This is a genomic window from Streptomyces sp. NPDC021020 (genome assembly GCF_044333285.1).
Lineage (GTDB): Bacteria > Actinomycetota > Actinomycetes > Streptomycetales > Streptomycetaceae > Actinacidiphila.
In genome coordinates this window covers 656,121-682,893 of the sequence record NZ_JBIRQQ010000002.1, presented here as the reverse complement: position 1 = coordinate 682,893, position 26,773 = coordinate 656,121, and the positions used below count along the sequence as shown (strand labels likewise).

At 73.8% G+C, this 26,773-nt stretch carries 16 protein-coding genes; 7 read left to right on the top strand and 9 right to left on the bottom strand.

Annotation, left to right across the window (positions count from 1 at the left end; translation table 11 throughout):
- Window positions 1–103: 103 nt before the first annotated feature.
- The 3 genes from ACH4SL_RS07305 (at window position 104) to ACH4SL_RS07295 (ending at window position 3,690) form a co-directional block, all read left to right on the top strand.
- A complete protein-coding gene (locus ACH4SL_RS07305; RefSeq protein WP_398442436.1) occupies window positions 104–1,204 on the top strand; it encodes an NADH:flavin oxidoreductase/NADH oxidase in 1,101 nt (366 codons plus the stop codon).
- Between the two features lie 382 nt (window positions 1,205–1,586).
- Entirely contained in the window at window positions 1,587–2,351 is a 765-nt protein-coding gene (locus tag ACH4SL_RS07300) for a hypothetical protein (RefSeq protein ID WP_398442435.1), read from the top strand.
- A gap of 157 nt (window positions 2,352–2,508) precedes the next feature.
- A complete protein-coding gene (locus ACH4SL_RS07295; protein ID WP_398442434.1) occupies window positions 2,509–3,690 on the top strand; it encodes a helix-turn-helix domain-containing protein in 1,182 nt (393 codons plus the stop codon).
- A gap of 31 nt (window positions 3,691–3,721) precedes the next feature.
- Here ACH4SL_RS07295 and ACH4SL_RS07290 read toward each other — a convergent pair whose 3' ends face one another.
- Entirely contained in the window at window positions 3,722–5,062 is a 1,341-nt protein-coding gene (locus ACH4SL_RS07290; RefSeq protein WP_398442433.1) for a toll/interleukin-1 receptor domain-containing protein, read from the bottom strand.
- A gap of 260 nt (window positions 5,063–5,322) precedes the next feature.
- Entirely contained in the window at window positions 5,323–5,592 is a 270-nt protein-coding gene (locus ACH4SL_RS07285) for a hypothetical protein (RefSeq protein WP_398442432.1), read from the bottom strand.
- Between the two features lie 247 nt (window positions 5,593–5,839).
- On the opposite strand from ACH4SL_RS07285, the gene ACH4SL_RS07280 reads away from it, so the two are divergent.
- Window positions 5,840–6,142 (top strand): hypothetical protein, encoded by a 303-nt coding sequence (locus ACH4SL_RS07280; RefSeq protein ID WP_398442431.1) that lies wholly within the window; start codon window positions 5,840–5,842, stop codon window positions 6,140–6,142.
- Window positions 6,143–6,737: 595 nt separating this feature from the next.
- On the opposite strand, the gene ACH4SL_RS07275 is transcribed toward ACH4SL_RS07280, so the two are convergent.
- From ACH4SL_RS07275 to ACH4SL_RS07260, 4 genes are all read right to left on the bottom strand, one after another.
- Window positions 6,738–7,250 carry a hypothetical protein gene (locus ACH4SL_RS07275; RefSeq protein ID WP_398442430.1) on the bottom strand — a complete coding sequence of 171 codons (513 nt, stop codon included), beginning with the start codon at window positions 7,248–7,250 and terminating at the stop codon, window positions 6,738–6,740.
- A 157-nt stretch (window positions 7,251–7,407) separates the two neighbouring features.
- Window positions 7,408–8,010: a GNAT family N-acetyltransferase gene (locus ACH4SL_RS07270; RefSeq protein ID WP_398442429.1), complete on the bottom strand. Its 603-nt coding sequence runs from the start codon at window positions 8,008–8,010 to the stop codon at window positions 7,408–7,410.
- A 38-nt stretch (window positions 8,011–8,048) separates the two neighbouring features.
- Window positions 8,049–13,658, bottom strand: a complete 5,610-nt coding sequence (locus tag ACH4SL_RS07265; protein WP_398442428.1) for a WD40 repeat domain-containing protein — start codon at window positions 13,656–13,658, stop codon at window positions 8,049–8,051.
- Entirely contained in the window at window positions 13,655–15,073 is a 1,419-nt protein-coding gene (locus ACH4SL_RS07260; protein WP_398442427.1) for an esterase/lipase family protein, read from the bottom strand. Before ACH4SL_RS07260 ends, ACH4SL_RS07265 begins: the two co-directional genes overlap by 4 nt.
- A gap of 548 nt (window positions 15,074–15,621) precedes the next feature.
- Between ACH4SL_RS07260 and ACH4SL_RS07255 the strand changes: the two genes are divergently transcribed.
- The 3 genes from ACH4SL_RS07255 to ACH4SL_RS07245 all read left to right on the top strand — a co-directional run bounded on the left by ACH4SL_RS07255 (window position 15,622) and on the right by ACH4SL_RS07245 (window position 23,463).
- Complete coding sequence (locus ACH4SL_RS07255; RefSeq protein ID WP_398442426.1) at window positions 15,622–17,130, top strand: FAD-binding protein; 1,509 nt, start codon at window positions 15,622–15,624, stop codon at window positions 17,128–17,130.
- Window positions 17,131–17,272: 142 nt separating this feature from the next.
- Complete coding sequence (locus ACH4SL_RS07250; protein WP_398442425.1) at window positions 17,273–20,620, top strand: FtsX-like permease family protein; 3,348 nt, start codon at window positions 17,273–17,275, stop codon at window positions 20,618–20,620.
- 41 nt (window positions 20,621–20,661) lie between these two features.
- On the top strand, window positions 20,662–23,463 hold the full coding sequence (locus ACH4SL_RS07245; RefSeq protein WP_398442424.1) for a hypothetical protein: 2,802 nt from the start codon (window positions 20,662–20,664) through the stop codon (window positions 23,461–23,463).
- A 15-nt stretch (window positions 23,464–23,478) separates the two neighbouring features.
- On the opposite strand, the gene ACH4SL_RS07240 is transcribed toward ACH4SL_RS07245, so the two are convergent.
- From ACH4SL_RS07240 to ACH4SL_RS07230, 3 genes are all read right to left on the bottom strand, one after another.
- Window positions 23,479–24,483, bottom strand: a complete 1,005-nt coding sequence (locus ACH4SL_RS07240) for an ABC transporter ATP-binding protein (RefSeq protein WP_398442703.1) — start codon at window positions 24,481–24,483, stop codon at window positions 23,479–23,481.
- Between the two features lie 145 nt (window positions 24,484–24,628).
- On the bottom strand, window positions 24,629–25,909 hold the full coding sequence (locus ACH4SL_RS07235) for an FAD-dependent monooxygenase (RefSeq protein ID WP_398442423.1): 1,281 nt from the start codon (window positions 25,907–25,909) through the stop codon (window positions 24,629–24,631).
- Window positions 25,910–26,069: 160 nt separating this feature from the next.
- Entirely contained in the window at window positions 26,070–26,765 is a 696-nt protein-coding gene (locus ACH4SL_RS07230; RefSeq protein WP_398442422.1) for an IMP cyclohydrolase, read from the bottom strand.
- Window positions 26,766–26,773: the final 8 nt, after the last annotated feature.

Sequence of the window (26,773 nt, the reverse complement as noted above, 5' to 3'; positions counted from 1 at the left end):
CTGCTCGTGCAAGTAATATGGCTCCAGGTACCGCCCTCCCGCCGGCGAGGCGGCAGCGCGCCCTGCCCGTCGTCCGGCACCGCCACAACCGCGGAGACTCCCCATGTCCAAGCTGTTCGAGCCGTACACCCTGCGGTCGCTGACCGTGCGCAACCGGGTCTGGATGTCCTCCATGTGCCAGTACAGCGCCGCACCCACGGGTGCGGGCACCGGCACCGTGAACGACTGGCACTTCACCCACCTCGCCGCGCGGGCGGCCGGCGGCACGGGCCTGATCCTCACCGAGGCCACGGCGGTCGGCCCGGAGGGCCGGATCTCCCCGTACGACCTCGGCATCTGGAACGACACGCAGGCCGACGCCTTCCGGCGGGTGACCGCGTTCCTCAAGGAGCAGGGCACCGTGCCCGGCATCCAGCTCGCCCATGCCGGCCGCAAAGCGTCCACCGAGCGGCCCTGGGTGGACCGCGGCGCCCCGATCCCGGCCGACGCGCCGCTCGGCTGGACGCCGGTCGGCCCGAGCGCCCTCGCCTTCGGGCCGGCGTCGACCGTGCCCGAGGAACTGACCGAGGACGGACTCCGCCGGATCGTCGAGGAGTTCGCCGACGCGGCCCGCAGGGCGCGAGCGGCCGGCTTCGAGGTCGTGGAGATCCACGGCGCCCACGGGTATCTGCTCCACCAGTTCCTCTCCCCGTACAGCAACCGCCGCACCGACGCGTACGGCGGTTCCTTCGAGAACCGGACCCGCTTCCCGCTGGAGGTCGTCCAGGCGGTACGCGCCGTGTGGCCGCAGGACCTGCCGGTCTTCTTCCGGATCTCGGCCACGGACTGGCTCAGCGAGAACGCGGAGGACGACCGCGAAGGCTGGACGGCTCAGGACACCGTGGCCTTCGCCAAGGAGCTGCACGCCCGCGGGGTGGACCTCCTGGACGTCTCCACCGGCGGCAACGCCCCCGACGCCCGCATCCCGGCGGCTCCCGGTTTCCAGGTCCCGTTCGCCGAGCGCGTGCGCAACGAGGCGGGTATGCCCGTCACCGCGGTCGGCCTGATCACCGAACCGGCCCAGGCCGAGGAGATCGTGGCCTCCGGCCGTGCGGACGCGGTGCTGCTCGCCCGCCAGCTCCTGCGCGACCCGTACTGGGCACGCCACGCCGCGGAGGAACTCGGCGCCCAGCCGTACCTGCCCGAGCAGTACCACCGCTCGTAGCCCGGCCCTTGGGGGCGGCGCACCCGGCGCCCCCCGTGCTCCGCCCACCGGGCAAGCAGGTGTCCCGTCTACTTCCGCCCCGGTGGGCACGTCCGCGCCGTCGTGCTCGTTGTGCAGGCGTCGGTCAAGGCCGGGGGAGCATGATGGCAGTTCAGGTGTGGGAAGCGCCCAGCCGTGTCCGGTCGCTGTGGTGGCACGGGGAAGACCTCGTCGACCTGGTGGGGGGCGGAGTCCGGTGGACGGCGGACGGAAACTGCCGGGACACCTCCCTGCGGTGGGGGTTCCCTTTCGACCAGGCGGTGGCGGCGCCGTCCGGACGGTTCGCCGTCGTGTACGAGGAGCGCGGGACCAAGGGGCTGGTGGTCAGCTCGAAGGCCCGAAGGTGCTCCGGGAGATCAACCGCAGCCATCACCACGCCAAGGACTTCGACTACCCGGTGGCGATCGGCCGGCTGCCGGACGGCCGGGAGATCCTGGCGCACTGCCCTGAACGCTACGGCCGGCTGCAGATCGAGGACCTCGTGACGGGGGAACGCCTGACCGAGGGCGAGCGCGGCGCGGTCGACGTCTTCCACTCGCGGCTCGCGGTGAGCCCCGACGGCCGGTATCTGCTGTCGGCGGGCTGGGTCTGGGCCCCGCTCGGGGTGGCGCACGTGTACGAACTGGCGGCGGCGTTCGCGGATCCTGCCACGCTGGACACGGACAGCCTCTTCGCACCGCACGCCGGGATCGACGCCGAAGTGAGCGCGGCCTGCTGGCTGGACGAGGACCGGCTGGCGGTGGCCACCACCGACCAGTCCCTGGAATGGGACCAGGATCCGACGCTCGGCACCATGCAACTCGGCGTGTGGTCGGTCGCCCGGCGCAGCTGGCTGCACCGCAGCCCCGTCGGCCACCTCACCGGCACACTCCTGCCCCGCGGCTCACAGGTGGTCTCGCTGCACGGCCACCCCCGGCTGCTCGACACCACGACCGGCCGCGTGCCGGCCGAATGGCCCGACGTGACCGTCCCGCAGAAGGCAGACTGCTACGGCGTCGAGCACATCCCCACCCCGATCGCCGCCCTCAGCCCCGACGGCACCCGCCTGGCGGTCGCCCAGGAAGCCGCCATCGCCGTCATCGACCTGCCCGAGCTCCGCACCGTCTGAACCCGCGCCTCATCTGGCGAGGCAGACCCAGCGTGCCCTCACCCCGGGCGCGCCACGCCCGGAGGCCGATCCGCACCTGGGCCGGGGTGTTCGGGCCGAAGCTCTTCGCATCGTCGATCGCTACCTTCACTCTCTCCGCGCTCCTACCCTGACATGTATGGACCTTCCGTTCGTATCGAGCCGGGAAGCCACGCAAGGCCTCCCCCCGGCGCAGGAGTTCGGTGTGGAGCTCGCCCGGCTCCGGGTACTCAAGGGCTGGTCGGTGCGCGGGCTGGCCGAACGCACAGCCATCTCCGAGGGGCACATCTGCAATCTGCAGAGCGGTCGGCGCAACCCCACGGCAGCGGTTGCGGCGGCCTGCGATGCGGCGCTGGGCGCCGACGGTGCGCTCGAAGCCCTCGCCGGAAAGGCTCGGCAGGGCCGCAGCACCGGCATCGACGCCGATCTCCTGATCTCCGGTTACACGCGGATCTTCGACGACCTCCGGGCTCTCGGACGGACCGCGGGCCCGAGCACGGTGGCCGCGCCCATGCGGTCCGTTGCCGGTCTGCTGGCCGATGCGGCGCCGCGCGTCGGCCGGGTTCGCCGGCAGGAGGTCTGGCTGATCGCCGCAAGGTATGCGGAATACCTGGGCTGGATGGCCCAGGAAGCGGAAAGGCCGGCTGATGCGCTGCGCTGGACCGACGTCGCGGTCCGCTGGGCAGCGCTCGGCGGCGACGACTCGATGGCCGCCTACGCGCTGGTCCGCCGGGCCTCCATCGCCCAGCACCGCGGCGACCGGTCCGGCGTGGTCGACTACGCCCGTCGCGCGGCCGGCCATCCGGCCGCGACCCCTCGGATCCTTGTACATGCCGCACGGCGCGAGGCCCAAGGCCACGCTGTCCTCGGCGACTACGATCTGTACCGGCGCGCGTTGGACCGCGTGCGAGTCCATCGGGCCGAGACGGCAGCGGGCCCGGAAGGGCCCAGGTGGGGGCCGAGCATCGAGAACGGGACCCCGCGCGTGATCGAGGCGTCCTGCCTGGTCGACCTTCGCAGATTCGGGCAGGCCGCCGGGATCTTCGCCGTCGAGCTTCAGCGTGCCCCTGCGACGAGCGCCGACGCCAACTCGCGGGCCCGCTTCGCGGTGCGGTACGCGACCGCCCAGGCGGGGACGGGCGATCACGAGGGGGCCTGCCGCACCGTCGCGGAAGCGCTACCGGTGATCGAAAGCGTCGACTCGGCCACCGTCCGGGCCGAACTGCGCCGATTCCTCGGCGCAGCAGACCGCACACCGGCCGCGAGCCGACAGCACGGGGTTCTGAATGCTGTGCGGGCCGCGGCCTACCGTGCTGCGTGACGGCCGAGGTTTGCCCTGGCGTGAACGGCGCTCATGAACAAGCGCGGCTCGATCCCAGCCGTATCGTTCGGGCCGCTTCCCACAGCGCGGGTTCCTGGGTTTCCATGGGCGCCGAATTGCCGAGCAGCTGCACGATTTCGAAGCAGGTATCGCCTGGCTCGGTCGGCTCGACCTGGGGCAAGCTCATACAGAGAACGACTTCCCACGGGTTGCCGTCCGGTATTGTGGTGTATCCGGCGTAGATATGAGCGTTGGGCTTCAACGATGTGAGATGGTCCGACGTGGCCGACGGAACGTCAACACCGGCAGTGCGCGAACTCGACCATCCATGAGCAACGCATTCTGCGGGATCGGAGTATCCGGTCATCTCGATCCGCAGAGACGCCCCGGCGAGCGGATCTCCGATGGCGGGATCCGCCGAGCAGTCGTCACCCGCTTGAACGGCGCTGTACGGGTCGTTCTCCGAGCAGGCCTGCCAACCGTTCGGCAGGGTCATGAAGCCTGACGTGAGATCGCCGAGCGTGACGCCCTGGCTCTTGGTGGCGGGATGTGCCGCCCGGAGGGCTGTGTCGGCTCCGGTCGCGGTCGCGGGGGTGCGCGCACCGGCGTCCCCCGTACCGCCGGTCGTGACAGCGACGGTGACGACGACGCCGGCTGTGACGGCCGCTGCTGCTGCCGTGGCGATGCCGGTCCTGCTCGTGAGAAACGTGGCGGCGGTGGCGAAGATGCCGCCCGTCTTGATCTTCGTCTCGCGGATGTCACCACCGGCCACCCGAGCGTTCTTCGCCCCGCCGTGGACGGATACGGCGTTGCCTCCGCCGGTGTTCTGGGTGACCGGTGCCGCCGTTGGCAGGGGATCGGCCGGCGGCGCGGCCGGCTCGTTGCCGCCGGAGCCGGAGGTGGGCAGATCGGGTACCAGCCCGGACAGTGAGGTGACGAACCGCCGCAGGCCTTCCTCCAGGTGCGTCTCCGGTACGCGCAGGAACTGCAGATGCGCGAGTTCCGCGATGTCCTCGGGTAGCGCCACCGGCGCGGGCAGCATCGCGGCGTCACCCAGCAGGACCGGGATCACGCGGTTCCCGGCGGCGAGCGCCGTGGCAATCTCCACCCGCACCCAATCGTCCCCACGGTCCAGGAGCCTGCCGCCGCCCGCGTCACGGGCATCGGACCAGCCCGTCCCGATGAGCACCAGCATGACTTCGCACTCGGCGGCCTGCCGACGCAAGATCGCCGCGAAGTCTCCGCCGGGCGGAATCGATTCACCGGACTTGAAGATTTCACCGGCGCCGAACATATCCGCGAGCGCCTGGTAGACGCGGTCGCGCATCCAGCGGTTGTCGACCTTGCGGAAGCTGACGAAAATCCGTGGCATATGCCCCCCTTGACGCTACGGGCCGGAGACCCGGAAACATCCGACCCCGACCACACGGTAGAGGCCGCACACCCGTCCAGTGACCGAACCGCGCCATTCACCTCGAACTGAATAACGATCTGACAGGTATCGGCGCTCATGGCCCAGACTTTGTGCAATCAACGGGATCGGACGGTGGCGTCGCGCCGGCCCGTCTCCTCGAAGCCGGCATCGCTCCAGGCGCTCTCCAAGAGACCTGGTCCCTGGTGACCGCCGCCGCCCTACTGCGACCGCAGGGCGGCGGCGCAGGTGCGGCACTCCCACTCCCCCATGTCCGGCGGCAGCCACGGGGCGCCCGGGTCCGAAGGCTGGTAGTTCACCCGCTCCATGTCCTGGGTCTGCTTGCCGCAGAAGGTCCGGTCTTCCGGGTCTTCCGCGACGTCCGGGTCAGCCGGCGCCGCATGCACCGCCTCGATGTGCGGGACCGCATCACCCGGGCCGAAGTCCTCGGACTGCTTCTTACCTAGCTCGCGCAACACTCTGATCGCCATGTGCTCACCTTCGGTGGTGATCGGCGGGGCCGCATCCCGGAACGCCCAGCTGCCGGTCCTCGTCACGGAGAGACAGGACAAGGCCCAGGCTCTTCGGCGATTGTCCGCAGTCGGGGCAGGCCGGCGGCTCGGGAGTCAGGTCCACGGCGGACGGGCCGGCATCTCTGACGGCCAGAGCGCTCGACCGTCTCTCCCCACCCCCCGTGGCCGGATATCGTGGCGCTGCCACGACTCGCGAGGAGACCCGATGCCCTGGTCCGATTCACAGATCCGTGACCGCGAGACAGCCGCGGCGTACGCCGAAGAGCGCGGGTGGGAGCGGGTTGCCACCGATGTCACCAGCCAGGGGCTGACCGTCTGCACCGACCGGTGGACCCATCCGCACCGCGAGGACATCGTGATCGCGGTCTGGGCCCTCTACGAGGCCAAGGAATCCGTGGCCTACTGGGCGTGCGGCATCCGGGAGCGCCGAGCCGTGGCGGTCAAGATCGACAGCATGTGGACCGAGAAGGGGCTCAGCCTCGAACGGGCGCTGGACGGGACGGCCTGAGGCGCGTTCATTGCTGCTGGACGCCCTGCGGGTGATCCCGAACCCGATCATGGTCAACGACGACGACCCGTCGATCACCTACACCGGCGCCGGCATCGACGTGATCGGTCCGATGGAGCCGGGCGGGAACGGGCGGTGCCACCTGCCATCGCCCGGACGGCCGGGGCGCACCGGCCGTCCGGGCGATGGGTCAGCCACGGGTCCGGCTCTGGTTGGTCCCTCCGCGCCTTCCTGGACAAGTGCGGCATGGCCGGCACCGGCTACACCGGCTACACCCTCGGCTCCACTCTGATGGACAGTGCCCTGCCCTGGGACAGGTACCTGGCCGGCAACCGGAACCTCGGCACCTGGAACGACAAGCTCCAGGCGTCGGTACTCGCCTCCCTGGACCCAGCGCGCCGACACCAACCCGACCGTTCCCGCGCACAGTTGGGGCGCCTGGTGGGTGGGCGAGCATGGCTACGGCAGCACCTACAACGCCGCCAACGGCATCCAACTGCTCGGCCCGACCGACCCGGAGCTGCGCGAGGAGGCCGTCGACGACCTCGAGTTCCTGCTCGGCAACCAGTCCTCCCCCGATGGAGTGGGGCGAGAGCTACAAGAACGGCTCGTGGACCACCCCGCCGGCCGACCTGGAGTCCTGGGGCTCCAGCGGCATCCTCAAGACACTTCCGGAGACCTCGGTCGTGGTCCAGAACGACGGCACTCTCGTCATCGGCCGCGGCATCCCGCAGAGCTGGCTCGACTCCGGCAGGAGCGCGGTGTGGCGCCGGGTGCAGATCGGCGGCGGCCAGACCCGGGACGTCACCATCGCCCCGCTGTCCGGCAACCGGGTCCAGGTGAACTTGAGTTCACCGACCAGCCGCCCGGTGAAGGTCGAACTCCCCTCCTTCGTCGACAACATCGCCTCCGCCACCGCGGGCACCGTCGACCAGGCCTCCGACGCGCCCACCCTCGGCGACGTCAAGGTGGCCATCCGCAAGAAGGCGGGCACCACCGGCCAGTCCGACGTCACCGCGGGCCTGTACGCGGTCTCCGGCGGCCTGCCGACCGGCCCGGCGCTGGCCACCGCCACCATCCCGGCAGCCTCCGCGGGCACCGGCTTCACACCGTCACCGCGCCGCTGCACTACGACGGGCTGGTCGACGGCCGCGGCTACGCGGTCGTGCTCGGCCAGAAAACACCGGGCGCGGGCGTCTACGAGTGGGCCACCGCCGGCGCCGGCAGTCGGTGATGCCACCACCCGAGCGGCCGGTCCGTCTCGCTCAACTCGGCGGCGTGGCGTGTGGCGGCCCGGGAGGAGCGGCCAGTGCCTTGCGGTGCAGCCGCTCACGCACGTGATGGCCCTCCTTCTCCAGCGCCGGATCGTACTGCTCGATGCCGGTGTAGGCCCAGCCGGACCGCTCGTAGAAGCCGCGCGCGGGGGCATTGTCGCTGAACACCCACAACACCGCTGAGCCGTAGCCGGCCTGGGCGAGCCATTCCTCGGCGGCGTTCAGCAGGCGGGTTCCGATTCCGGTGGCGAAGTGTCCGGGGTGGACGAAGAGGTATGTCACCTCGCCCTCGCGGGTGCCGTCGGGTCGTGCAGGCTCGGCTGAGGGCGGCCCGGCGGCGGGCCAGGGATGCCTGGCCTCCACGAAGCCGATGATTCGGTTGCCCTGCCAGGCCGCGGTGATGCGGTGGTCCGTCGGCAGGGACCGTAGATGGGCGGTCCAGCGTGCCGTCTGGACGTCGGGGACGAATCGGGCCAGCACGGCGGGAGGGAGGACGTTCCTGTATGCGTGGAGACAGGACTCGGTGAAGACGTCCGCGACCGCGGCCGCGTCGGCGGGTGCGGCGGGACGGAGTTCGACCGTTGATCGAGCCATGTGCGACGACCTCCTCGCAGAGCCGGGGAACGGGCCCGCTACAGGCCGGGCCGGGCCGGGAAAAGGCAGGAGTTCACATCCAGGGCGAGGATCCCGGTGCGCAGGCCGACGGTCAAGGTGGCGCCGTGGTCGGTGCGTTCAAGGCGACGCCGGTCCGCAGGCTGCCGCCGCAGGGCGTGTACGGGGACGCCGAGGGGAATCGTGTGCACGGCGGCGCCGCTTGTGTGGTCCCACAGCCGGACGGTTCCGTCGAAGCTTCCCGAAGCGAGGAGCGTCCGGCCGTCCGCCGCGGTGATACAGGCGATGGCGCGCACCTGGTCGGTGTGGCCGGAGAGCTCGATGATCTGGCGCGCGGTCACCGGGTCCCAGAGCCGCACCGTGCAGTCGGCGCCGGCCGACGCCACCATGGGGCCGCCCGGGGCCGGCAGGACGGCCAACGCCCAGACCGTACCGTCATGACCGGTCAGAGGCGCCGACCGGGCCCCGCCCGCAGTCGGATCCCAGATCCGCACGGAGCCGTCGTCTCCTGCCGAGACCAGCAGTCGCCTGTTCCCGTCGTCGAGTGCGCACAGGTCCCGCACCGGCGCGGAGTGGCCGCGCAGAAATCGCGGCGCTTCCTCCCCCGACCCGTCTCCGTCCAACGGGCGCCACAGCGCGATCGCTCCGCTCCGGCCGCCGGCAGCGACGGTCGCGGATCCGTCGACGTCCAGTACGCACAGGGCGAGGACGGCTCCTTCCTCCCCCTGTACCGGCGGACGCACGAAGCGGCCTCCGTCCGGCGTGAGGAGGTGCACGAATCCGGAGGCGTCACCGGCGACCAGGGCCGTCCCGCCGCCGGTTGCGTAGGACGCGACGGCGGTGATCAGCGGCGGCGCGGATACCGGGGAGAGGGAGGCTGTGGTCGTCTCCCACAGGTGTACGCGTCCGTCGGCTGTGAGGACCGGACAGCCCGGGTCGGAGCCAACGGCCTGGGCGAGGGAGCACACGGTGTCGGAGGACTGGGTGAGGGGCTCACCGACCGCTCTGCCGGAGTTGGGGTTCCAGAGCCGCACGGTACCGTCGTCGCCGGTGGTGGCCACGAGCGGATACGGGCCAGGTGGCACGCCCAGGAGGAATCCGGGCAGCGGGCAGGCGCCCCACACCCGGCCGGTGTGCCCGGCCAGGGTGCCGGTCACCTGCTCCCCTGTCTCCGGCGACCATATCCGCACCGTCCGGTCGTAGCCGGTCGTCACCAGCAGGGTCGGAGCGTCCGGACGGTTGCCCGGCAGGGGGCATACGCTCAACACCCCGGACCTGTGGCCGCTCATCTCCGGGCCGTACCCGCGTCCCAGGACGGGGTCCCACATGCGCAGTGTCCCGTCGAAACTGACGGTGGCCAGCAGGGACCGGCCCATCGGCTGCCCGTCCCAGGGGAAGGAGCAGATGTCCTGGATGTCGCTGGTGTGTCCGACGAGAGGTGGTCCCACGGGAGATCCGCTGAGGGGATCCCAGACCCGGACCACCAGGTCGTCGTCGTAAGTGGCCAGGAACGAGCGTCCGTTGGGACGGCCGTCCGGGTGGAAGCCCGGCAGGGCGCATATGCCCGTCACGGCGTTGCGGTGGTCGGTGTCCAACCGCAGGACGGGTCGGCCCGACCGCGGGTCCCACAGCTCCACCTCCGAGCCTGTTCCGGCGACAGCCACGAGGGCGCCGGCGTCGGCACCGCCCGTCGGGGACCACGGCACCGCGCAGGCCGTCCAGCCCGCCTGATCGGCTCGGCCCAGCGGGACGCCGACCTGTTCACCCGTCTGCGGATCCCACAGGTGAACCCTTCGGTCCTGGCCGCCTTCGGTGACCACACGATCAGCCATTCGGTCCTGACCGACACCTGCGAGCACGCTCCGCCCGTCGGGCCCACCGCCCGGTACGGTGAACAGCGTCCAGACTCGTTTGGAGTGGTGGGTGAGGGGATGATCGACCGGTCGGCACGTGACCGGGTCCCAGACCCACAGGTCGCCTCCGAAGCCGGAGGTCACGAGCATCGGGACGCCGTCCCGGTCTCCGGGCAGTACAGCGACCCTTCGGGCGGACTGCTTCAGACGTGGCCCGGAGCGATCGGCGGGCTGGCCGGCCGCCGGGTCCCATACCCGTAGGGTTCCGTCGCTCCCCGTGGTGGCCAGCAGCACCGGCCCGCCGGGGTCGGGGCTGGGCAGCACGCACATCCCCCAGGCCGCCCCGGCATCGCCGGTGAGCGGATGGCCGACCGGTTCCCCGGTCGTGGAATCCCACAGGGCGACCGCCCCGTCGTATCCGGTCGCGGCCAGCACACTGCGCCCGGTGCCACCGTAGCCGGGGACGGCGCATACGGTGATCAGGCTGTCCGGGTATTCCGCGATCACCCGGCCCTCGGTCCGTCCGGACTCGGGGTCCCACAGCACCAGCTTCCCGTCACCGCCGACGCCGGCCAGCAGCCAGCGGCCGGCGGAATCCGGATCCGGGAACGCGCATACGCAGAACACCGTGCTTCTGTGGCCGGTGAGCGGTTCGCCGACCTGCTCGCCAGTGGCCACGTCCCAGATCCGCACGGTTCCGTCGTCGCCGCAGGAGGCCAGCCGGGCACCGCCGTAGGCGACATCGGCCGCGGTGCGCGGAATCGCGCACACCGCCCACGCCCAGCCCTGGTGGCCGATCAGCGGTTCCCCCACCTGACGTCCGGCGACCGGGTCCCAGATCCGTACCGTGCCGTCGGCGCCGGCGGTGGCGATCCGATCCGGCCGGCCTGTCCCGCTCCCGGGAATCGTGCACATGCCGAAGATGCGGCCGACATGTCCGGTCAGGGGCTCGCCTACCTCCCAGCCGGTGTACACGTCCCACAGGCGCACGGCTCCCTCGCCGCCTGCCGACGCCAGCATGATCCGCCCGCCCGGGTCCCGGAAGACCGCCAGATCCTCGACCGTGCTGGTGTGCCCGAGCATGGGCGAGCCGATGGGCGTGGCTGTGGCGGGATCCCACAGGCGGATACTGCCGTCGTCGCCGGCGGAGGCGATGATCGTGCCGCGCCGGGGTAACTGCAGGCTGCGGACGCTGTTCACCGACGCCGTGTGGCCACCGAGCCGCACGTGCGGGGTGACCGGGCGGGCGCGGGCAGCGGCGATGCCCCAGTTCCTGGTCGGCTCGTCGATCACCCGCTGCGCGCCGTGCGTCGCGGTGGCCATCTGGCGCAGGCCTGCCCGATCACGCGGTGAGGCGGTGACGAGGGCGTCGCGGGCTCCGATCACCCCGGCGACCCGCGGCGGGATGGGGCGGCGCCCGAACAGGGTCCGCAGGGCGTCGGCGGTCACCGCGTCCGGGTCCAGACGGTCCAGGATGTCCGGGCGGTCGGCGAGCGCGTCCCACATCTCCGCGCTTGCGACGTGGCCGCTGAGGTGCCGTACGAGGTACTCCGGCACCGGATCGGTATCCGCCGCGGCGGACCGGGCGGCTGCGCGCAGCAGGGCGTCCGCGATCCGGATCCGGTCGCAGCGGTGCTCCGGACGCTCGCGATCGCGTACGGCGAAGAACTCGGTGAACGAGCGGTGGGCCAGCCGGTAGACCGTGGATGTCCCGTCCGCCGCCGCGGGCTCGGCGGTCCGTGCGCTGGGTGTGTCGGCGGTAGGCGTGTCCACGATGACGTACGCGGCGGCACGGGTCAGGAGTCCGCCGATCGCCTCTGCCCACACCGACCGGATGTCATCCCCGCAGTCCGCCGACGGGGATGTGTCGAGTGCGGCAACCATGGCCGCCCATATCCCGTCGGCCTCGGGCACGCCCCGGCCCTGGGCGTGGGCGAGCGCCCGCAGGAGGAGGGGGTAGCGGTCGTCCTCCTCGCCCAGGCGTTTCAGCGCCCGGCCGAACAGGTCCTGGTGGTCGCCGGCGAGCAGCTCGCCCAGCGAGCGTGTACGTCCCTCGGTGAGCAGCCGTGCGTCCTCGACGAGTTCGTACACGGCCAGCCTGGTGTAGAGGAACTCCCGGTTCCGGCCGGCGATGTTCTCGGCGACGCGTTCGATGTCCTCGTCCCGCACCCTGTCCATGAACGGTACGGACCGACCCGCGCGGCCGAACCTCCTGGCCCCGTCGAGCCGGCGCCGCACGTAACTGCGGATGGCGGCGGTGTCCCCGGTGACGTCGACGTGGGTGTCCCGGCTGGCCGGCCGATACGGAACCGCGCCGGGGCCGTGCCGGGTCGGTGGCGGCAGCGTCGCCAGGGCATCGAGCAGATCCGTGTCCGGTGGAGGTGCGTCAAAGAGCTCACGGGTGGAGACCCGAGTACCGACCACGACGCGGACGCCCCTGATCGCGGCGATGCGGGCAAGCAGTGACCGGGCGGTGTCCAGCGGGTCGGTGGACTCGTCCAGCGCATCGACGAGAACGGTGAAGGAGGCGGTTTCGCCGGGAGGTTCCGGATTGCACAGCCTGCTGAGCTGATCCGCGAGCCAGTCCAGGTCGGTGGCCATCCCGAGCGCGGAGTTGCTGTGGGACGGGGGCGGTTCGAGGCGGGCGGCGGCCGCGGTCCTGGCGACGATCTGCGGCACGGTGAGTCCGGAGAGGTGGATCACGGCGTCGAAGACGCCGTCGGGCGGCAGGTCGCCGGGAGCAAGCGGCGTCGCCAGCCCGCGGCGGGCCAGCGCGTCGCGCAGGTCGGGCAGGGACTGCACCATGACGTTTCCGAGGAGTGCGGACTTCCCCGCTCCGGCCCGCCCGTGCACCACCAGCATCCCGGTCGTGGCGGTGCGCAACCACGCCGAGATCCTCCTCAGCTCGGAAGCACGCCCCTCGAAGAACCAGGAGAGCTCACCGTATTCGACTCCCTGCGCCTTGGTGAAGAAATGGTGGCGCTCGTCCGGCCCCAGGTTCTCCAGCACATCCTCCAGATGCCGGACCGTGTCGTAGGGCGCGCACATCCATGACGCCGCAGGCGGGAAGACGTGGACGAGTGCCGCCCGGCCCACCTTCAACGGCGTTACGGTGCAGTCCTCCAGCAGGTCCTCGAGCTGGCTGCCCAGGTCCTTCAAGGTGATCCGGCGGTTGGCGGCGTAGGTCGTTTTCACCACGATGCCCAGGGCCTCGCTGAAGCGGCCCAGTGTCGTGGCACCCTCGCCCGAAACGCCTACCAGGAGAACGTCTCTCACTCGGTCGTCGGCGAGCAACAGGGAGCCCAGGAGCTTGGCGAACCGCTGCGAACGGCAGGCGTCCACCACCACCACGGCCCAACTGCGCCGCCCCGGTTGTGCCTGACGTCGGCGCACCGCGTCGGCGATGTCTTCGGGGCTGACTCCGGCGGAACCCACGCGGCCAGGACTCTGCTGGTGCGCCAGCGCCGCACGGGTGCCGTCCGTCCAGCCGTGGCCCACCCAGTAGAGCACGGAGCCGTCCACCGGCCGTGACCCGCTGTCGGCCCACTGGCCGAGTCTGCGCTCGACCGCGTCTGCGTTCCGCTCCAGTTCGGGGACCTCCCACGGCACGTGCCTGCCCCCGAACGGCGCCAGCAGGTCGAGGACCCGCCCGACGTGGTCCTCCACCTCCAGGTCCGGCAGCCCGGCGCTGTCGTAGTGGCCGATCGCCACGGGGAAGATCTCGATGACCGGAGAGGTGCCGGCCGCTGACTCCCCCGCCGCCCCCGCCGCGCTCATGGTGTTCCGGCCGGCGGCTCGGAAGAGCCCGTCGCGAAGTCCGCCGTGCTCAGCAGCGTCTGCGTCACCGGTGACATCCCGCCGCCGTCCGCCCGAACCTGGAAGAGCCCCGGGGGCAGTGGCGCGCTCTTGGCGACGATCGCCCCCTCGCCCCACTGCAGGTGCGGCGCGTCGGTCTCCAGCCCGGTCGCCAGGTCGACGACCGTGCACCGGACGTCGACGGGCGACTCCACACCCTCGACCGCGAACGTGAACGGTCGGCCCGCTCGGACGATGTCGGGCAGGTCAAGACCGATCCGTGTCTCTCCCAGCCATGGGCCGGTCCGGCGGTCGAGCACCGCGTCCTGTGCCACCAGGACGGACTCGGCCGTCGCTGCGAGTGCTCCGTGCGACTGGGCCAAGGGCACCGCGCCACCGGACGGCAGCTGCGCGGACTCGCGCGGAACGGTGCCGTCCCCGCCGACATCCACGCGGACCACTCCTCCCGCAGACGGGCGACAGGTGAAACGGTGTGCGGACAAGGTCCCCCGATGCAGTGTCAGGGCCTGCACGGTGGGCTGGTGCGCACCCACCACCTGCACATGCCCCACGGGCGGCCGGGTCGCCTGCCAGCCACCCAACGGAAGCGATGCGGCCGCCAGTTCGGGGTCACCGCCGAGTTCGACGACGTCAGCGACGGTCAGCCGTCGGGCCGAGTCGCCGTCGGTCACACATCGATGCGCGGGCAGCAGGTCGTACATCCCCGGAAGGGTCGCCGCCAGCCGCCGCAGCCGCCGCCGGGGAAGGGGGGCGCCCTTGCCCGTCCCGAGGATCACCGCTGCCTTCGGGCTGCCGAAGAACGGAGTGCCCAGCGTCACGGTTGTCCTCACCAGGGCGGCCAACCCGTTGTCCTGGCAGGCATGCCAGGCGACCAGACCACCCATCGAGTGCGCCACCAGCACCAGCCGCGGCGCCGGGTCCGGTGGAGATCCCGAACCGGGCCGACGCGCGGCCGGGGCGGCCGGGTGGGCGCTCCACGCGGCAAGGTGCCGCCGGGCGAAATCCGCGAGCAGAGCGCCGTTGTGGGCAACGGGCAGGCGCCAGTCATAGGCGAAATCCGCCAGCGCGTCGGGGTGCCGTACGACCGCGAGCAGCCCCTTGCGGAGACGGCCGTACGGTGACAGCCCGCCCAGCACCGGGGCGAAAGCAGGAAAGCCCAGCAGACGTGTCGCCCGGACGCGGCCGTACGTCCCCACACGTTCCTCTGCGGAGAGTCGAAGTGCCTCCAAGGATGTGCCCGTGGTCCACGCGGAGACGTACCAGCGCGGATCCGCGAGCCCCCACAGCACGCTTCCGGTGAGGTTGTCGACCAGCTCACTGCCCATGACGCCGGGGACCAGGACCACCGCGTCCCCCGTACGTGGCCGTTCTGCCACTTCGCCCCCTCCGTGCCGCAGGGTCCGCCCCTCGGCGGACGCGACAGAGCCACCGACCAGGCTAGCCGGGACACACCCGGATACAGGCGGATACGTCCGGCGGTGATCCCGAACTGTGACCCCTGCCCGTTGAAGGACGCGAACGAGGCGCCGGCACGGAACGGTCGAACGAGGCGAGCCCGCCGATCGCCTGACGCCAACCGGCCTGGCAGATGTGGCGGCCCGGGGACTTACCAGAGCGCGCGTTCGTACCGGCCGCCGCCACGCCGTCCAGTTCCGCCACGCCTTCGGACCCGAGCCGTGAGCCGGGCCGGGGCACCGCGTCCGCGCATCACCCGGCGCGGCCTTCGCTCCGGACCCGGACCGGGAGTCCACCGCCCGGTGATCGCGGGGTACGGCCCAGCGTCTCGCGACACGCGGACGCGTTCGGGTCCATGACGCCTGCGCAGGCGCACCGTTGCGGATAGCATCGCGCTGGTCGTGGGCCCGTGCCTGCCCGGCGCCGGCGCACCGTACGAGAGACGTTGCGACCTGCGAGGAGGCGGAGCATGGCCCATCAGCCCACCCGACGGACGGTTCTGCACAGCATGGCCGCGGGCGTCGGGGTCATCGCCTTCGACCCGGCGGCCCGCTCCTGGGTCGCGGGCCCGGCCCGGCCGCACTCCGCGGGCAACAGCCTGGCCGGCGTGGCCGGCGTGCCGAAGCTGGACGGCACGCTGCTGACCGACCCCGCATCGCTCGCCGCCGACGCGGACGACTTCGGCCACACCGTGCACCACCTCCCGGCGGCCGTCCTGCGGCCCGGCTCGGTCGCCGACATCGTGGCGATGGTCCGGTTCTGCAACACCCATCACATCCAGGTCGCCGCCCGCGGCCAGGGCCACGGCACCAACGGCCAGGCACAGGTGGCCGGCGGGCTGGTCATCGAGACCGCGCCGCTGGACGCGATCGGGCCGGTACGCACCGGTGCGGCCGGCACCGGGACCGTCTCGGTCGGCGCCGGCGCCGTGTGGAGCGCGGTCGTGCGGGCCACCCTCGCGCACGGCCTCACCCCGCCGGTCTTCACCGACTACCTGGAACTGTCGGTCGGCGGCACCCTGTCGGTCGGCGGCCTCGGCGGCCAGTCGCACCGGTACGGCGCCCAGGTGGACAACGTCACCGCGCTCCAGGTCGTCACCGGCGCGGGGGAGCTGGTCAGCTGCTCCCCGACCCGCCGCCCCGACCTCTTCCGGGCGGTGCTCGCCGGGCTCGGCCAGTGCGCCGTCATCGTCTCCGCGACCCTGCGGCTGGTGACCGCGCCCACGTCCGTACGCCACTTCCTGCTGCCGTACACCGACCTGGCCACCTACCTCGACGACCAGCGGCGGCTGGTGGACGACCGCCGGTTCGCCTACGTGGAGGGCTCGGTCGCGCCCGATGCGACGGGTGCCTTCACCGGCTACGTCATCGAGGCGACCGCCTACGGCCCGCCCGCGGGGCCCGCACCGGACGACGCCGCGCTGCTCCGCGGTCTGCGCTACGACCGGTCCGGCGCGGTCACCGCCGAGACCCTGGACTACTTCGACTTCCTCGACCGGCTGGCCCCGGGCATCGCGGCGCTGGAGGCGGCCGGCGTCTGGACATGGGCGCACCCCTGGCTGAATCTGCTGCTGCCCGGCGACGACGCAGCCGCGCTCGCCCGCACCCTGCTGGACCGGATGGCCGGGCAGGACACCGGCCCCGGCGGCGTCGTCCTGCTCTACCCGCTCTCCGCCGCCCGGCTGCACACCCCGCTGCTGCGGATGCCGGACGACCCGGTGCCGTACCTGTTCGCGGTCCTGTGGACGCTGGATCCGGCCGACCCCGCCGCGATCACCGCCCGCGTGGCCGCCAACCACGCGGCGTACGAGACGGTGCGCGCGGCCGGCGGCACGCAGTATCCGGTGGGCACCATTCCCATGAGCGCCGCGGACTGGCGCCACCAGTACGACGGCGTCTGGGCGGAGTTCGCGGCCGCCAAGCGCCGCTACGACCCGTGCGCCCTGCTGGCCCCCGGCCAGCACGTCTTCCCGGCCTGACCGGCGCGACGGTCCGGCCCCGGCGGCGCCGGGGCCGGGTCCGTGGCCGGGAGCGGCCGCCCCGCCTTGTGGGGGCGGGGCTCCCCTGTGATAGATCTGGGGCGCGTCGCCACCATCACATGTTCGAGGCAGGGGAGTTCATGTGGTCGCCCCCGGCCTTGCCACGCCGCCGACGCGGCACCAGGGCGCTCCGCGCCGAGCCCGGCGGATTCCCGCGAGTGCGCGGCGGGCCGCGCAGCACGGCCTGGTCCTGGCCGCCGTCGCCGTAACGGTTCTGCTCTGCGCGACGGCCCTCGCCGCGCTCACCGCCCAGGCCGGCAGCTCCGTGCAGGCCGGCGCCGTCCGCAGGCTGGCCGACGACCCGGGCGCGCAGGTGACCGTCAGCGCGTCCTTCACCGCCGACGGGATGGCCGCCGCCGACCGGGGCGTACGCGCCGCCGCCGCGCGGGCCTTCGGCGGGGTGCCGCAGCACACCTACGTGGGGCTGCTGGGCACATCGCCGGTCTCCCTCACGGGCGTCGAGGGCGCCAAGGGCCCGGCGCAGGGGCCGGGCGGCACGAGCCTGCACCCCGTGGCCGTGCAGGGCGCGGGCTCCTTCGGGCAGCTGGTCGCGGGGAAGTGGCCCGCCGGGACGGCCGACGCCCCCGGCAGCGCCTTCACCTCGCTGCCCACCGTCCGGGTCGGCACCGGGTCCACCGCCCCCGTCGACGTGGCGGTGCCCGACACGCTGGCCCGGCTGCTCGGGCTGCGGCCCGGCTCGGCCCTGCGGGTGCAGGACGCCTTCCAGCGGGTCATGACCCTCCGCGTCACCGGCGTCTTCCGGCCGTCCGGCGCGGTCGGGTTCTGGCCCGCGATGGCCGGCGACCTGACGCAGCAGCAGACCGCCGTCCAGGACCTGCTGGTGGTCGCGCCCTCGGCGCTCAACGGCAGCGCGGCGCTCAACGGGCATCTGACGGCCCACTGGAGCGTGCAGCCCGACTTCTCCCGGCTCGACGCGGACAGCCTGCCGGGGCTGCGCGACCGGGTGCGCGCCCTGTCCGGCAGCAAGACCGGGGTGTCGGTCTTCGGCGGGCGGGAGCCGTCCCTGGACGACGTGACGGTGGCCTCGGGCCTCCCGGGCGCCGTCGACACGCTGTCCGTGCCGATGGTCGCCGCCCGGTCCTCGCTGTATCTGCCGAGCGTGATGCTCGCCGTCCTCGCGCTGGCCACCCTGGTGCTGGCCGCACGCCAGTTGACGGTCCGCAGGCGCGGGGAGCTGGCGCTCCAGCGGGGCAGGGGCGCGAGCACCGCGCGGCTGCTGCGGGCCGCGGCCGGCGAGTGGGCGCTCACCGGCATCCCCGCCGCGGTGGCCGCGGTCTTCCTCGCCGGGCTGCTGCACCCCGGCGGCCGGGGCGGCGACTCCTGGGCCGCGGTGGGCCTGACCCTGCTGGTGCACGCCGCCGCGGTGCTGCTGCCCGTACTGCCGTCGCCGGCCGCGCGGCCGCCCCGCGGGGCGCGCGCCGCCGCCGTCCAGCGCATGGGCGCCGACCTGGCGCTGCTGGCCGTCGCCGTCGCGGGCTACCTGGAGCTGCGCCGGCACCACTCGCTGCTCGGCGGCGCGGGCGGCGGGAGCGCGGCCGCCGACCCGGTGCTGGTGCTGGTGCCGTCGCTGGTGGCCGTCGCCGCCGCGCTCCTGCTGCTGCGGCTGCTGCCGCTGACCTCGCTGCTGCTGGACGCCGTGGGCCGCCGCAGCCGGGGCCTGGTCCTCACGCTCGCCGGGTGGCACCTCGGCCGCAGGGCCGCGGGCAACGCCGGGCCCGTGGCGCTGATGTGCCTGGCCATGTCGGTGAGCGCCTTCGCCACCACCGCGCTGGCGTGCCTCGGCGGCCTGGCGTCGGAGCAGGCCGCGTTCACCGTCGGCGCGGACGTACGCGTCCAGCCCTCCGCGGTCGACGGCTACCCGTCGGTGGTGCTCGGGTCCGCCTACCGCGCGCTCCCCGCGGTCACCTCGGTGGCGCCGGTGACGCAGACGACGGTGAATCTGCCCGGCGGCGTCACCGAGACCCTGGTCGGCACGACCGGCGGCCCCGCGCCGCGCACCCCGGCGCCCGCCGTCCACGGGATACCCCTGCCGGGGCGGCCCACCGCGCTGCTGCTGGACGAGCAGCTGCGCAGCGACGGCAGCCACGCGGCACCGAAACTGGCGCTGACCGTGCAGGACGGCTACGGCCTCGACAGCACCGTGTCGGCCTTCCTGCCCCCCGCCGACGGCGCCCGGCACACCGTCGTCGTCCCCCTCGACACGGCCGGCGGCGGGCTCCCGCGGACGTACCCGCTCACCGTGACCGCCGTCAGCGTCCTGCCGCAGGCCGACCAGCGGCCCGCGCGGCTCGACCTGCGCATCCTCAGGTTCGGCGCGCGCGGCCCGGGCGCCGCGGACCGCTGGACCGCGCCGGCCGGCGGGCAGACCTGGGCCGACGGCACCGACCACGGGGCCACGTCCGCCGCCGCGGCCTGCCGGGGGCAGGCGGACTACAGCTACCAGCCCGGCACCCCCGGGGTGTGCGCGATTTCCCACGGCGGCGCCGACGCGCTGCGGGCCACGATCAGCACCGGCCTCAATGCCTCCCAGGCGAGCCCGGACCTCCTCGCCGGCCTGTCCGTGAGCGACTTCGACACCCGGCCGGGCACCGAGGCACGGCTGGTCGCGGGCCCCGCCGGGAAACCGCAGCCGCTTCCGGTACGTGCCGACGCCGCGATGCTGCGCGACACCCGGCTGAGCGTGGGCGACACCACCTCGCTCGGCCTGAGCGGCGGCGCGCGCGTCACGGTGCGGATCGTCGGCCGGGCGGAAGCGCTGCCGGGCCTCGGCCGCGGACAGGGGCACCTGGTCGCCGACCAGCGCGCACTCGCCTCGGCCACCACCCTGGCCGGCGCCGACCAGACGGACCCCGCCTTCTGGTGGCTCGGCAGCACCGACAGCGCGCGTACGGCCGCGGCCTGCGACGCGCGGCCCGCGCTCGGCCACGCCACCACGACACCGCGCACCGCGGCGGCCCTCCAGGACGATCCCTTCCGCAGCGGGCTCCGCCGCGTGCTGGAACTCGTCCGCCTGATGGCCCCCGGCTTCGCGGTCGTCGCCTTCACCGTGCACGCGGTGATCTCCGCCCGGCAGCGGCGCAGGGAGTTCGCCCTGTTGCGGGCGGTCGGCGTCCGCACCCGGAGCCTGTCCGCGCTGCTCGGGGCCGAGCAGGTGGGCCTCGCGCTCTTCGCGGTGGTGCCGGGCGCGCTGATGGGTACGGCGCTGGCCGCCGCGGTGCTGCCCCTGGTCACCGTGGACGACAGCGGGCAGGCGCCCTACCCGCCGCTGCCGCTCGTCGTCCCGTGGGGCGTGGTCGCGCTGACCGCGGTGGCGACCGCGCTGGCGATCAGCGCGGTGGTGCTGGGCCTCGGCCGGCTGCTGGCCCGGGTGGACCTGGTACGGGTACTGCGCGCGGGGGAGGACCGGTGAGCCGGGTGGCGGAGAAGCAACGTCCGGGCAGGGGCCCGGCGATGACGCTGCGCCTCGTCCGCAGGGAGACCCGCGGCGATCTGCCGCTGCTGGCGTGCCTCGCGGTCCTCGTCCTGGTGCTCGCCGCGCTGTGCGCCTGGGCCCCCGCCCTCGCCGGCCGGCAGGAGGACCGGGCGCTGCGGCAGCGGGTCGAGGCCGCGCAGGCGCAGACCCCGCTGGTCACCATGAGCACCACCCCCGCGGTCTTCAACGGCCCCCAGGTGGACATCGGCCGGCTGCTCGGCGCCGGCCGCACCCTCACCGCCCGGCTCGGCGCCCCCGCCGCCGCGCACCTGACCCCCGAGGGCGACGCCGGGTACGACTACAGCCAGGCGGCCCTGACCTCGCCGCGCCCGCCGGACCACACCGTCACCGGCACCCAACTCGCCCTGAGCTACCTGCCGTCCGCGCGGGAGCACCTGCGCTGGGTCAGCGGCCACGCGCCCGCCGACAGCACGCCGAAGGGCTCGGTGCCCCAGGTCGCCCTGTCGCAGGCCACCGCCGCCGCGCTGGGCGTCGGTACCGGCAGCCGGCTGGCGGTCGACTTCGCCGCGACGCCCGACGTGCAGGACACACCGCCGCACGTGACGCTGCTGGTGAGCGGGATCTACCGCCCCGCCGGCGGGGCCGGCGGCTACTGGACGGGGCGGGAGAGCCTCGACCGGCCGACCAGCGCCCCCGCCGAGCGCAGCGCCGGCACCGTCCTGTCCGCCCGCGGCCTCGTCGGCCGGGACACCGCCGACGTGCTGTCCGACGCCGGGGTGCGCGGCCCCCTGGTGACCTGGCAGTTGCGCGCCGACCTGCACGGGGCGGCGCTGGACGAGGCCCGCGCCCTGTCCGGGCCGCTGGCCGGTTACGCCTCCACGCTGAACGCCGAGCTGTGCCAGGGGCAGGGCACCGACTTCGTCACCGGCGACGTCGTCTGCACCGTCGCGGGCCAGGCCACCGGGTCCGTGCTGGTCGTCGACTCCCTGACGCCGCTGCTGGCCTCGTTCACCGCGCGGGACCAGCAGGCGAGGGCGCTGGCGGCCTTCGCCGTGGACGCGCTGGCCGCCGTCGTCCTGGCCACCGTCGTCGTCGCGGTGCGGCTGCTGCTGCTCCGCAGGCGGGCGCACCTGCGGCTGCAGCGCGCGCGGGGCGCGTCGACCGCGCGGCTGGTGCTGGTGCGCTGCGCCGTGGCGTGGACGGTGATCCCGGTGGCCGCACTCGCCGGCTGGGCGGTGGGACGCGGCCTCGCGCCCGGCGGTACGTCCGGGGCGGCGCGGCCGCTGCCTGCCGTCGCCGCCGCCGCGGTGGTCGCGGCGACGGTGCCGCTGATGACCTGGCTCGCGGTCCGTGAGCCGCGCAGGCCCGGCCGGTTGCGGCCCACCCGTCGGCGTACGGCCGCGCTGCGGCGCGCGGTCCTGGAGCTGACGGTGCTGCTCGCGGCGGCGGCCGGGGTGGTCGCGCTCCGCTCGCAGGGCCCCGACGGGATACTCGGGGCGGTGCCGGTGCTGGTGGCGCTGGCCGTCGTGCTGGTGCTGCTGCGCTGCTACCCGCTGGCGCTGCGCCTGCTGCTGCGGCAGACCCGGCGCGGCCGGGGGACGGTGGGCTTCGTCGGCGCGGCCCGCGCCGCGCACGACGCGCCGGCGACCGGGCTCGCGCTGTTCGTCCTGGTGCTGACGCTGGGCACGGCCGTTTTCGGCGGGCTCGTGCAGCGCACGATCGGCGACGGCCTGGCCGGGGGCGCCGCCTGGGCGGCCGGCGCCGACGCGAGCGCGACCGCGAGCGGGCACGTCACGCCCGCGGGGGCCGCCCCCGGGATGCGGACCGCCGTCCAGCAGGTGCACACCGTCAGCCTGGTGGGGCAGGCCGACGGGGCGCTGACCACCCGGGCCGCCGTGATCACCGTGGACCCGGGCCAACTCGTCGCCGTCGCCCCCCGGTCACCGCTGGCCCGCGCCCTGCTGGCCGGGCTCGGGCCCACGCCCGCGGGCCGCCCGGACGCGCACACCCCGCTGCCCTCCTTCCTCTCCGCCGACCTGCGGGCGAGCGAGCGCACCGGCGGCTTCACCACCTCCCTCGGGACCGAGGGGCAGCCCACGGTGGACCTGACCTTCACCCCGGTCGGCACCCTCACCCCTGCCGACCTGCGCGACCCCCTGCTCGGGCCGGTCACCGCGCGGATCCCCGCCGGGACACCGCTCGTCGTCACCACCGCCACCGCCGACCGGCTGATGCCGCCGCAGAGCACGGACACCACCGTCCTCCTCCTGCGCGGCGAGAGCCCGGCCACCGCCGCACCTGCCGCGCTGCGGTCGGCGGCGGCCCGCGCGCTCGGACCGCTGGCCCGGATCCGGGTCCGCGCCGAGGAGCTGAGCGCCCTGCACGACGACGGCCTCACCCGGGGCCTCGGCACCCTCTACACCGCCGCCTCGGCCCTGGCCGCGCTGTCCGGCCTGCTCGCCCTCGCCCTGGAGCTGGCCCTCACCGCCCATGAACGCGGCCGCACCACCGCCTTCCTGCGCACCCTGGGGCTCGGCGGCCGGGAGGCGGGAGCGCTGCACCTCCTGCAGCTGCTGCCGCTCGCTGCGGCCTCCGCGGTGGGCGGCACGGTGCTCGGGCTGCTCGAACCCCGGCTGACGGCACGGTCGTTGGACCTGCGCCAGTTCACCGGCGGCCCGGCGCAACCCGCGCTGCGTACCGACTACGGGCTGCTCGTCGCGCTGGTCGCCGGGGTGACGGTGCTGGTGCTCGCCGCCGCGGCCACTGAGACCGTACTCGCCCGCCGGCGCCGCCTGGGGGCCGCGCTGCGGCTGAGCTGACCGGTCTCCCCCGGGCTACGGCAGATCCTGCGCGTCCCCGGAACTCCCGGCGTCCCCGGCGTTCTCGGCGTTCTCGGCGTTCTCCGCCGCGGACCTGGCCCGCCGCGCCGCCTCGTCGGGCCATACGCCGATGTGGTCGCTCTCCAGGGCCAACCGCACCCGCTTGCGCATGTGCAGGTGCTCGGTGAACTCGCCGGGCAGTTGCAGCCGCCCGCTGCCGTCCAGGACGGCGTACTCCTCGGCGGTGAGCACCTCCACGCCGTCCTCGCCGGTGGCGACCCGCCGCAGCACCTCGGTGGAGGTGCGGCCGTTGCGGATCAGCACGGTGCGCTGGACCTGCTCGGACACCAGCGGGTCGTGCGTGACGACCACCACCGTGACCCCGAGCTCCTCGTTGGCCCGGCGCAGAGCCGCGAACACCTCGTCGCTGGTGGCCGTGTCCAGCTCGCCGGTGGGCTCGTCGGCCAGCAGCACGCGCGGTGCGTTGGCGTTGGCGACGGCGATCGCGACACGCTGCTGCTCACCGCCGGAGAGCATGTCGGGGGTGCGGTCCGCGCAGTGCGCGACGGACAGCATGCCGAGCAGCTCCTCCGCGCGCGCCCGGCGCCGGGACCGCCTGGCACCGGTGTACGTCATCGGCAGCATCACGTTCTCCACGGCCGTGAGGTACGGCAGCAGGTTGTGCGACGTCTGCTGCCAGATGAAGCCCACCGTGTCGCGCCGGTAGCGCAGCCGGTCGCGGCCCTTCATCGCCAGCAGGTCCTGCCCGCACACGGCGGCGGAACCGGCGGTGGGCACGTCCTGCCCGGACAGGATGCCCAGCAGGGTGGACTTCCCGGATCCGGAGGCACCGATGACCGCGGCCATCTCGCCCTCGGCGACCACCAGGTCGAGCCCCTGGAGCGCCTGCACCTCCACGCCCTCGGTCCGGTAGATCCGCACCAGGTTCTCGCAGACGACCACGCCGTCCTCACGCTGCGGGGCGGCGGCCTCGGCGGCCCGCCGCCGCAGTTCCGCCAGATCCCGTGCCCCAGTGGGCTGTTCACGAACTGCCACGCGGTCCCCCCGGGGAGTGAAGTCGGTCCCGGCCATTGTCGCCGGTCCGTCCGGCAGCCGCGGACCGGGGGCGTACCCCGTACCGCCCCCGTACCGGTGAGGACCGGCGCTACGGCCCGGTCGGCGAGACGGTCGGCGGTCCGGCCGGGGCCGCGGCGTGCGGCACCCCCGTGTAGTCGGGCAGCTCGACGCCGTTGATCGCGCGGCCGACCAGTTCGGTGAACCACTCGCCGGTGAAGTCCGGAGGCGGCTCGGTGTCCGGCCCGGGGACGTCGCGGCTGCGGGCGTTCAGCCGCCCGATCTCCTGGTTGGCCTCGACGAACGCGCGCATCCGCGCCTCGTAGCGCGCGAAGCCGGTGCCGGGGTCCCATCCGGCGGCGGCCAGCTCCCCGGCCAGCACGTAGGCGCCGACCAGCGCCAGCCCGGTGCCCTGCCCTGACATCGGCGAGGAGCTGAACGCCGCGTCCCCGAGCAGCCCGACCCGTCCGCTCGACCAGCGGTCCATCACGACCTGGGCGACCTGGTCGAGGTAGAAGTCCGGGGTGTCGTCCAGGTGCGCGAGGATGTCCGGGACCAGCCAGCCCAGGCCCGCCATCCGCTCGCGCAGCAGGCGCTTCTGGGCCGCGACGTCCCGGTGGTCGACGTCGAAGCCGGCCGCGGGGAAGGAGAACATGGACATCGCCCGGGTGGCGTCCTGGACGGGTCGCAGCAGGGCGGAGCGCCCGGACTCCCGGTCCTGGAGCTCCAGCAGCCAGCGGTCCAGCCCGAATTCGTTGGGCACGCTGTAGAAGGCCAGTACATGCCCGAGGTGGCGCAGGAACCGCTCGTGCGGCCCGAAGACCAGCGCGCGCAGCGGCGAGTGCAGACCGTCGGCCCCGACGACCAGGTCGAAGCGCCGCCGGTCGCCGCCGGCGAAGACCACGTCGACCCCGGCCGCGTCCTGGGTGAGCCCGGCGATCCGGTCGCCGAAGACGTACTCGACGCCGTCGCGGGTGTCGTCGTGGAGCAGCCGGGACAGGTCCCCGCGCAGGATCTCGATGTCCGCGACGAAGCCGTCGCCGCCGTCGTCGTCCGCGCGGAAGGTCTCCAGCACCCGCCCGTCCGCGTCCACGGTGTGCGCGCCCGCGGTGTCGGTGCACGCCGCGCGGACCGTCGCGTCCAGCCCCATACGCCTGATGACCTCCCTGGCGACCCCGCGGGCGTCCACCGCCTGCCCCCCGGGGCGCAGTTCGGGAGCCCGCTCCACCACGGTCACCTCGGCCCCCCACCGCCGCAGCCAGTGGGCCAGCGCCGGCCCCGCGATGCTCGCCCCCGCCACCAGCACCCCGGGGCCCCTCCCCCGCTCCCCCGTCCCGACCGTGCGCTCCCGCCCCGAGTCGTCGACGCCCATCACGTGCCTCCCTGCGCTCCCTCCCGCGCCGGAACGCTCCCGGCACGGGCCCACCCGTGCCGGTGGATCCAGCGGTACCGACTGCGGAGAGGCGCACAACTCATCGGTGCGCCAAGCACATCACGCGCCGGGCGGCGGGAGCCCCCTCGCGGTGCCCTCGTCAGGCGTTCTCGCAGCGCAGGGCGGCGTGGCTCAGGGGGCGGAGGGGGTCGTAGGCGGCGACGGCCACGCGGTACTTCGGGTCGAGACTTTCCCAGACCGTGTCGAGGACCTCGTCGCGGGTGGTCGCGGCCGTGGTGGCGAGGACCGGCTCCGGGGTCGGGCCGAAGGTCGTTCCGTCGGAGCGGTAGGTGGTCGTCCAGACCGCCTCGCCGGCGGCGAGTTCCTGTACGAGCAGGCTGCTGACGTCCGCGGCGGTCCGCTCGCCCGCGGGCTTGCGGGCGGAGCTGAAGAACAGCCGGGAGGTCTCGTCCCGGTGCACGACCGTGGTGATCCGGGCGGTGCACAGCGGCGGGTCCGGCTCGTACCCGACGGGGAGGAACGCCTCCACGGGAGACGCTCCCGCCTGGATCCGCTCCAGCACCTCGTCCACGTGGTCGCCGTTCCCCACGACGACCCATTTCCCGGCCCCGCGCGCGGCCGGGTAGTGGCGCAGCGGGTCGTGCGAGAATTTCGTGGCGATCATCTCCAGCGTCTCGTCACCGGTCACGGTGAGGGACCTCGCCCGGGATTCCGCGCTCCGGCCGGTGGCGAAATAGAATCCCACCAGTCCGTCCTGGAGGGTGTTCACCCAGCCGACCCCGCGCCCGGGATACACGTTGGAAGCGAGGTCTTTCACCAGGAGATCGCTGCTCATATAAGCCG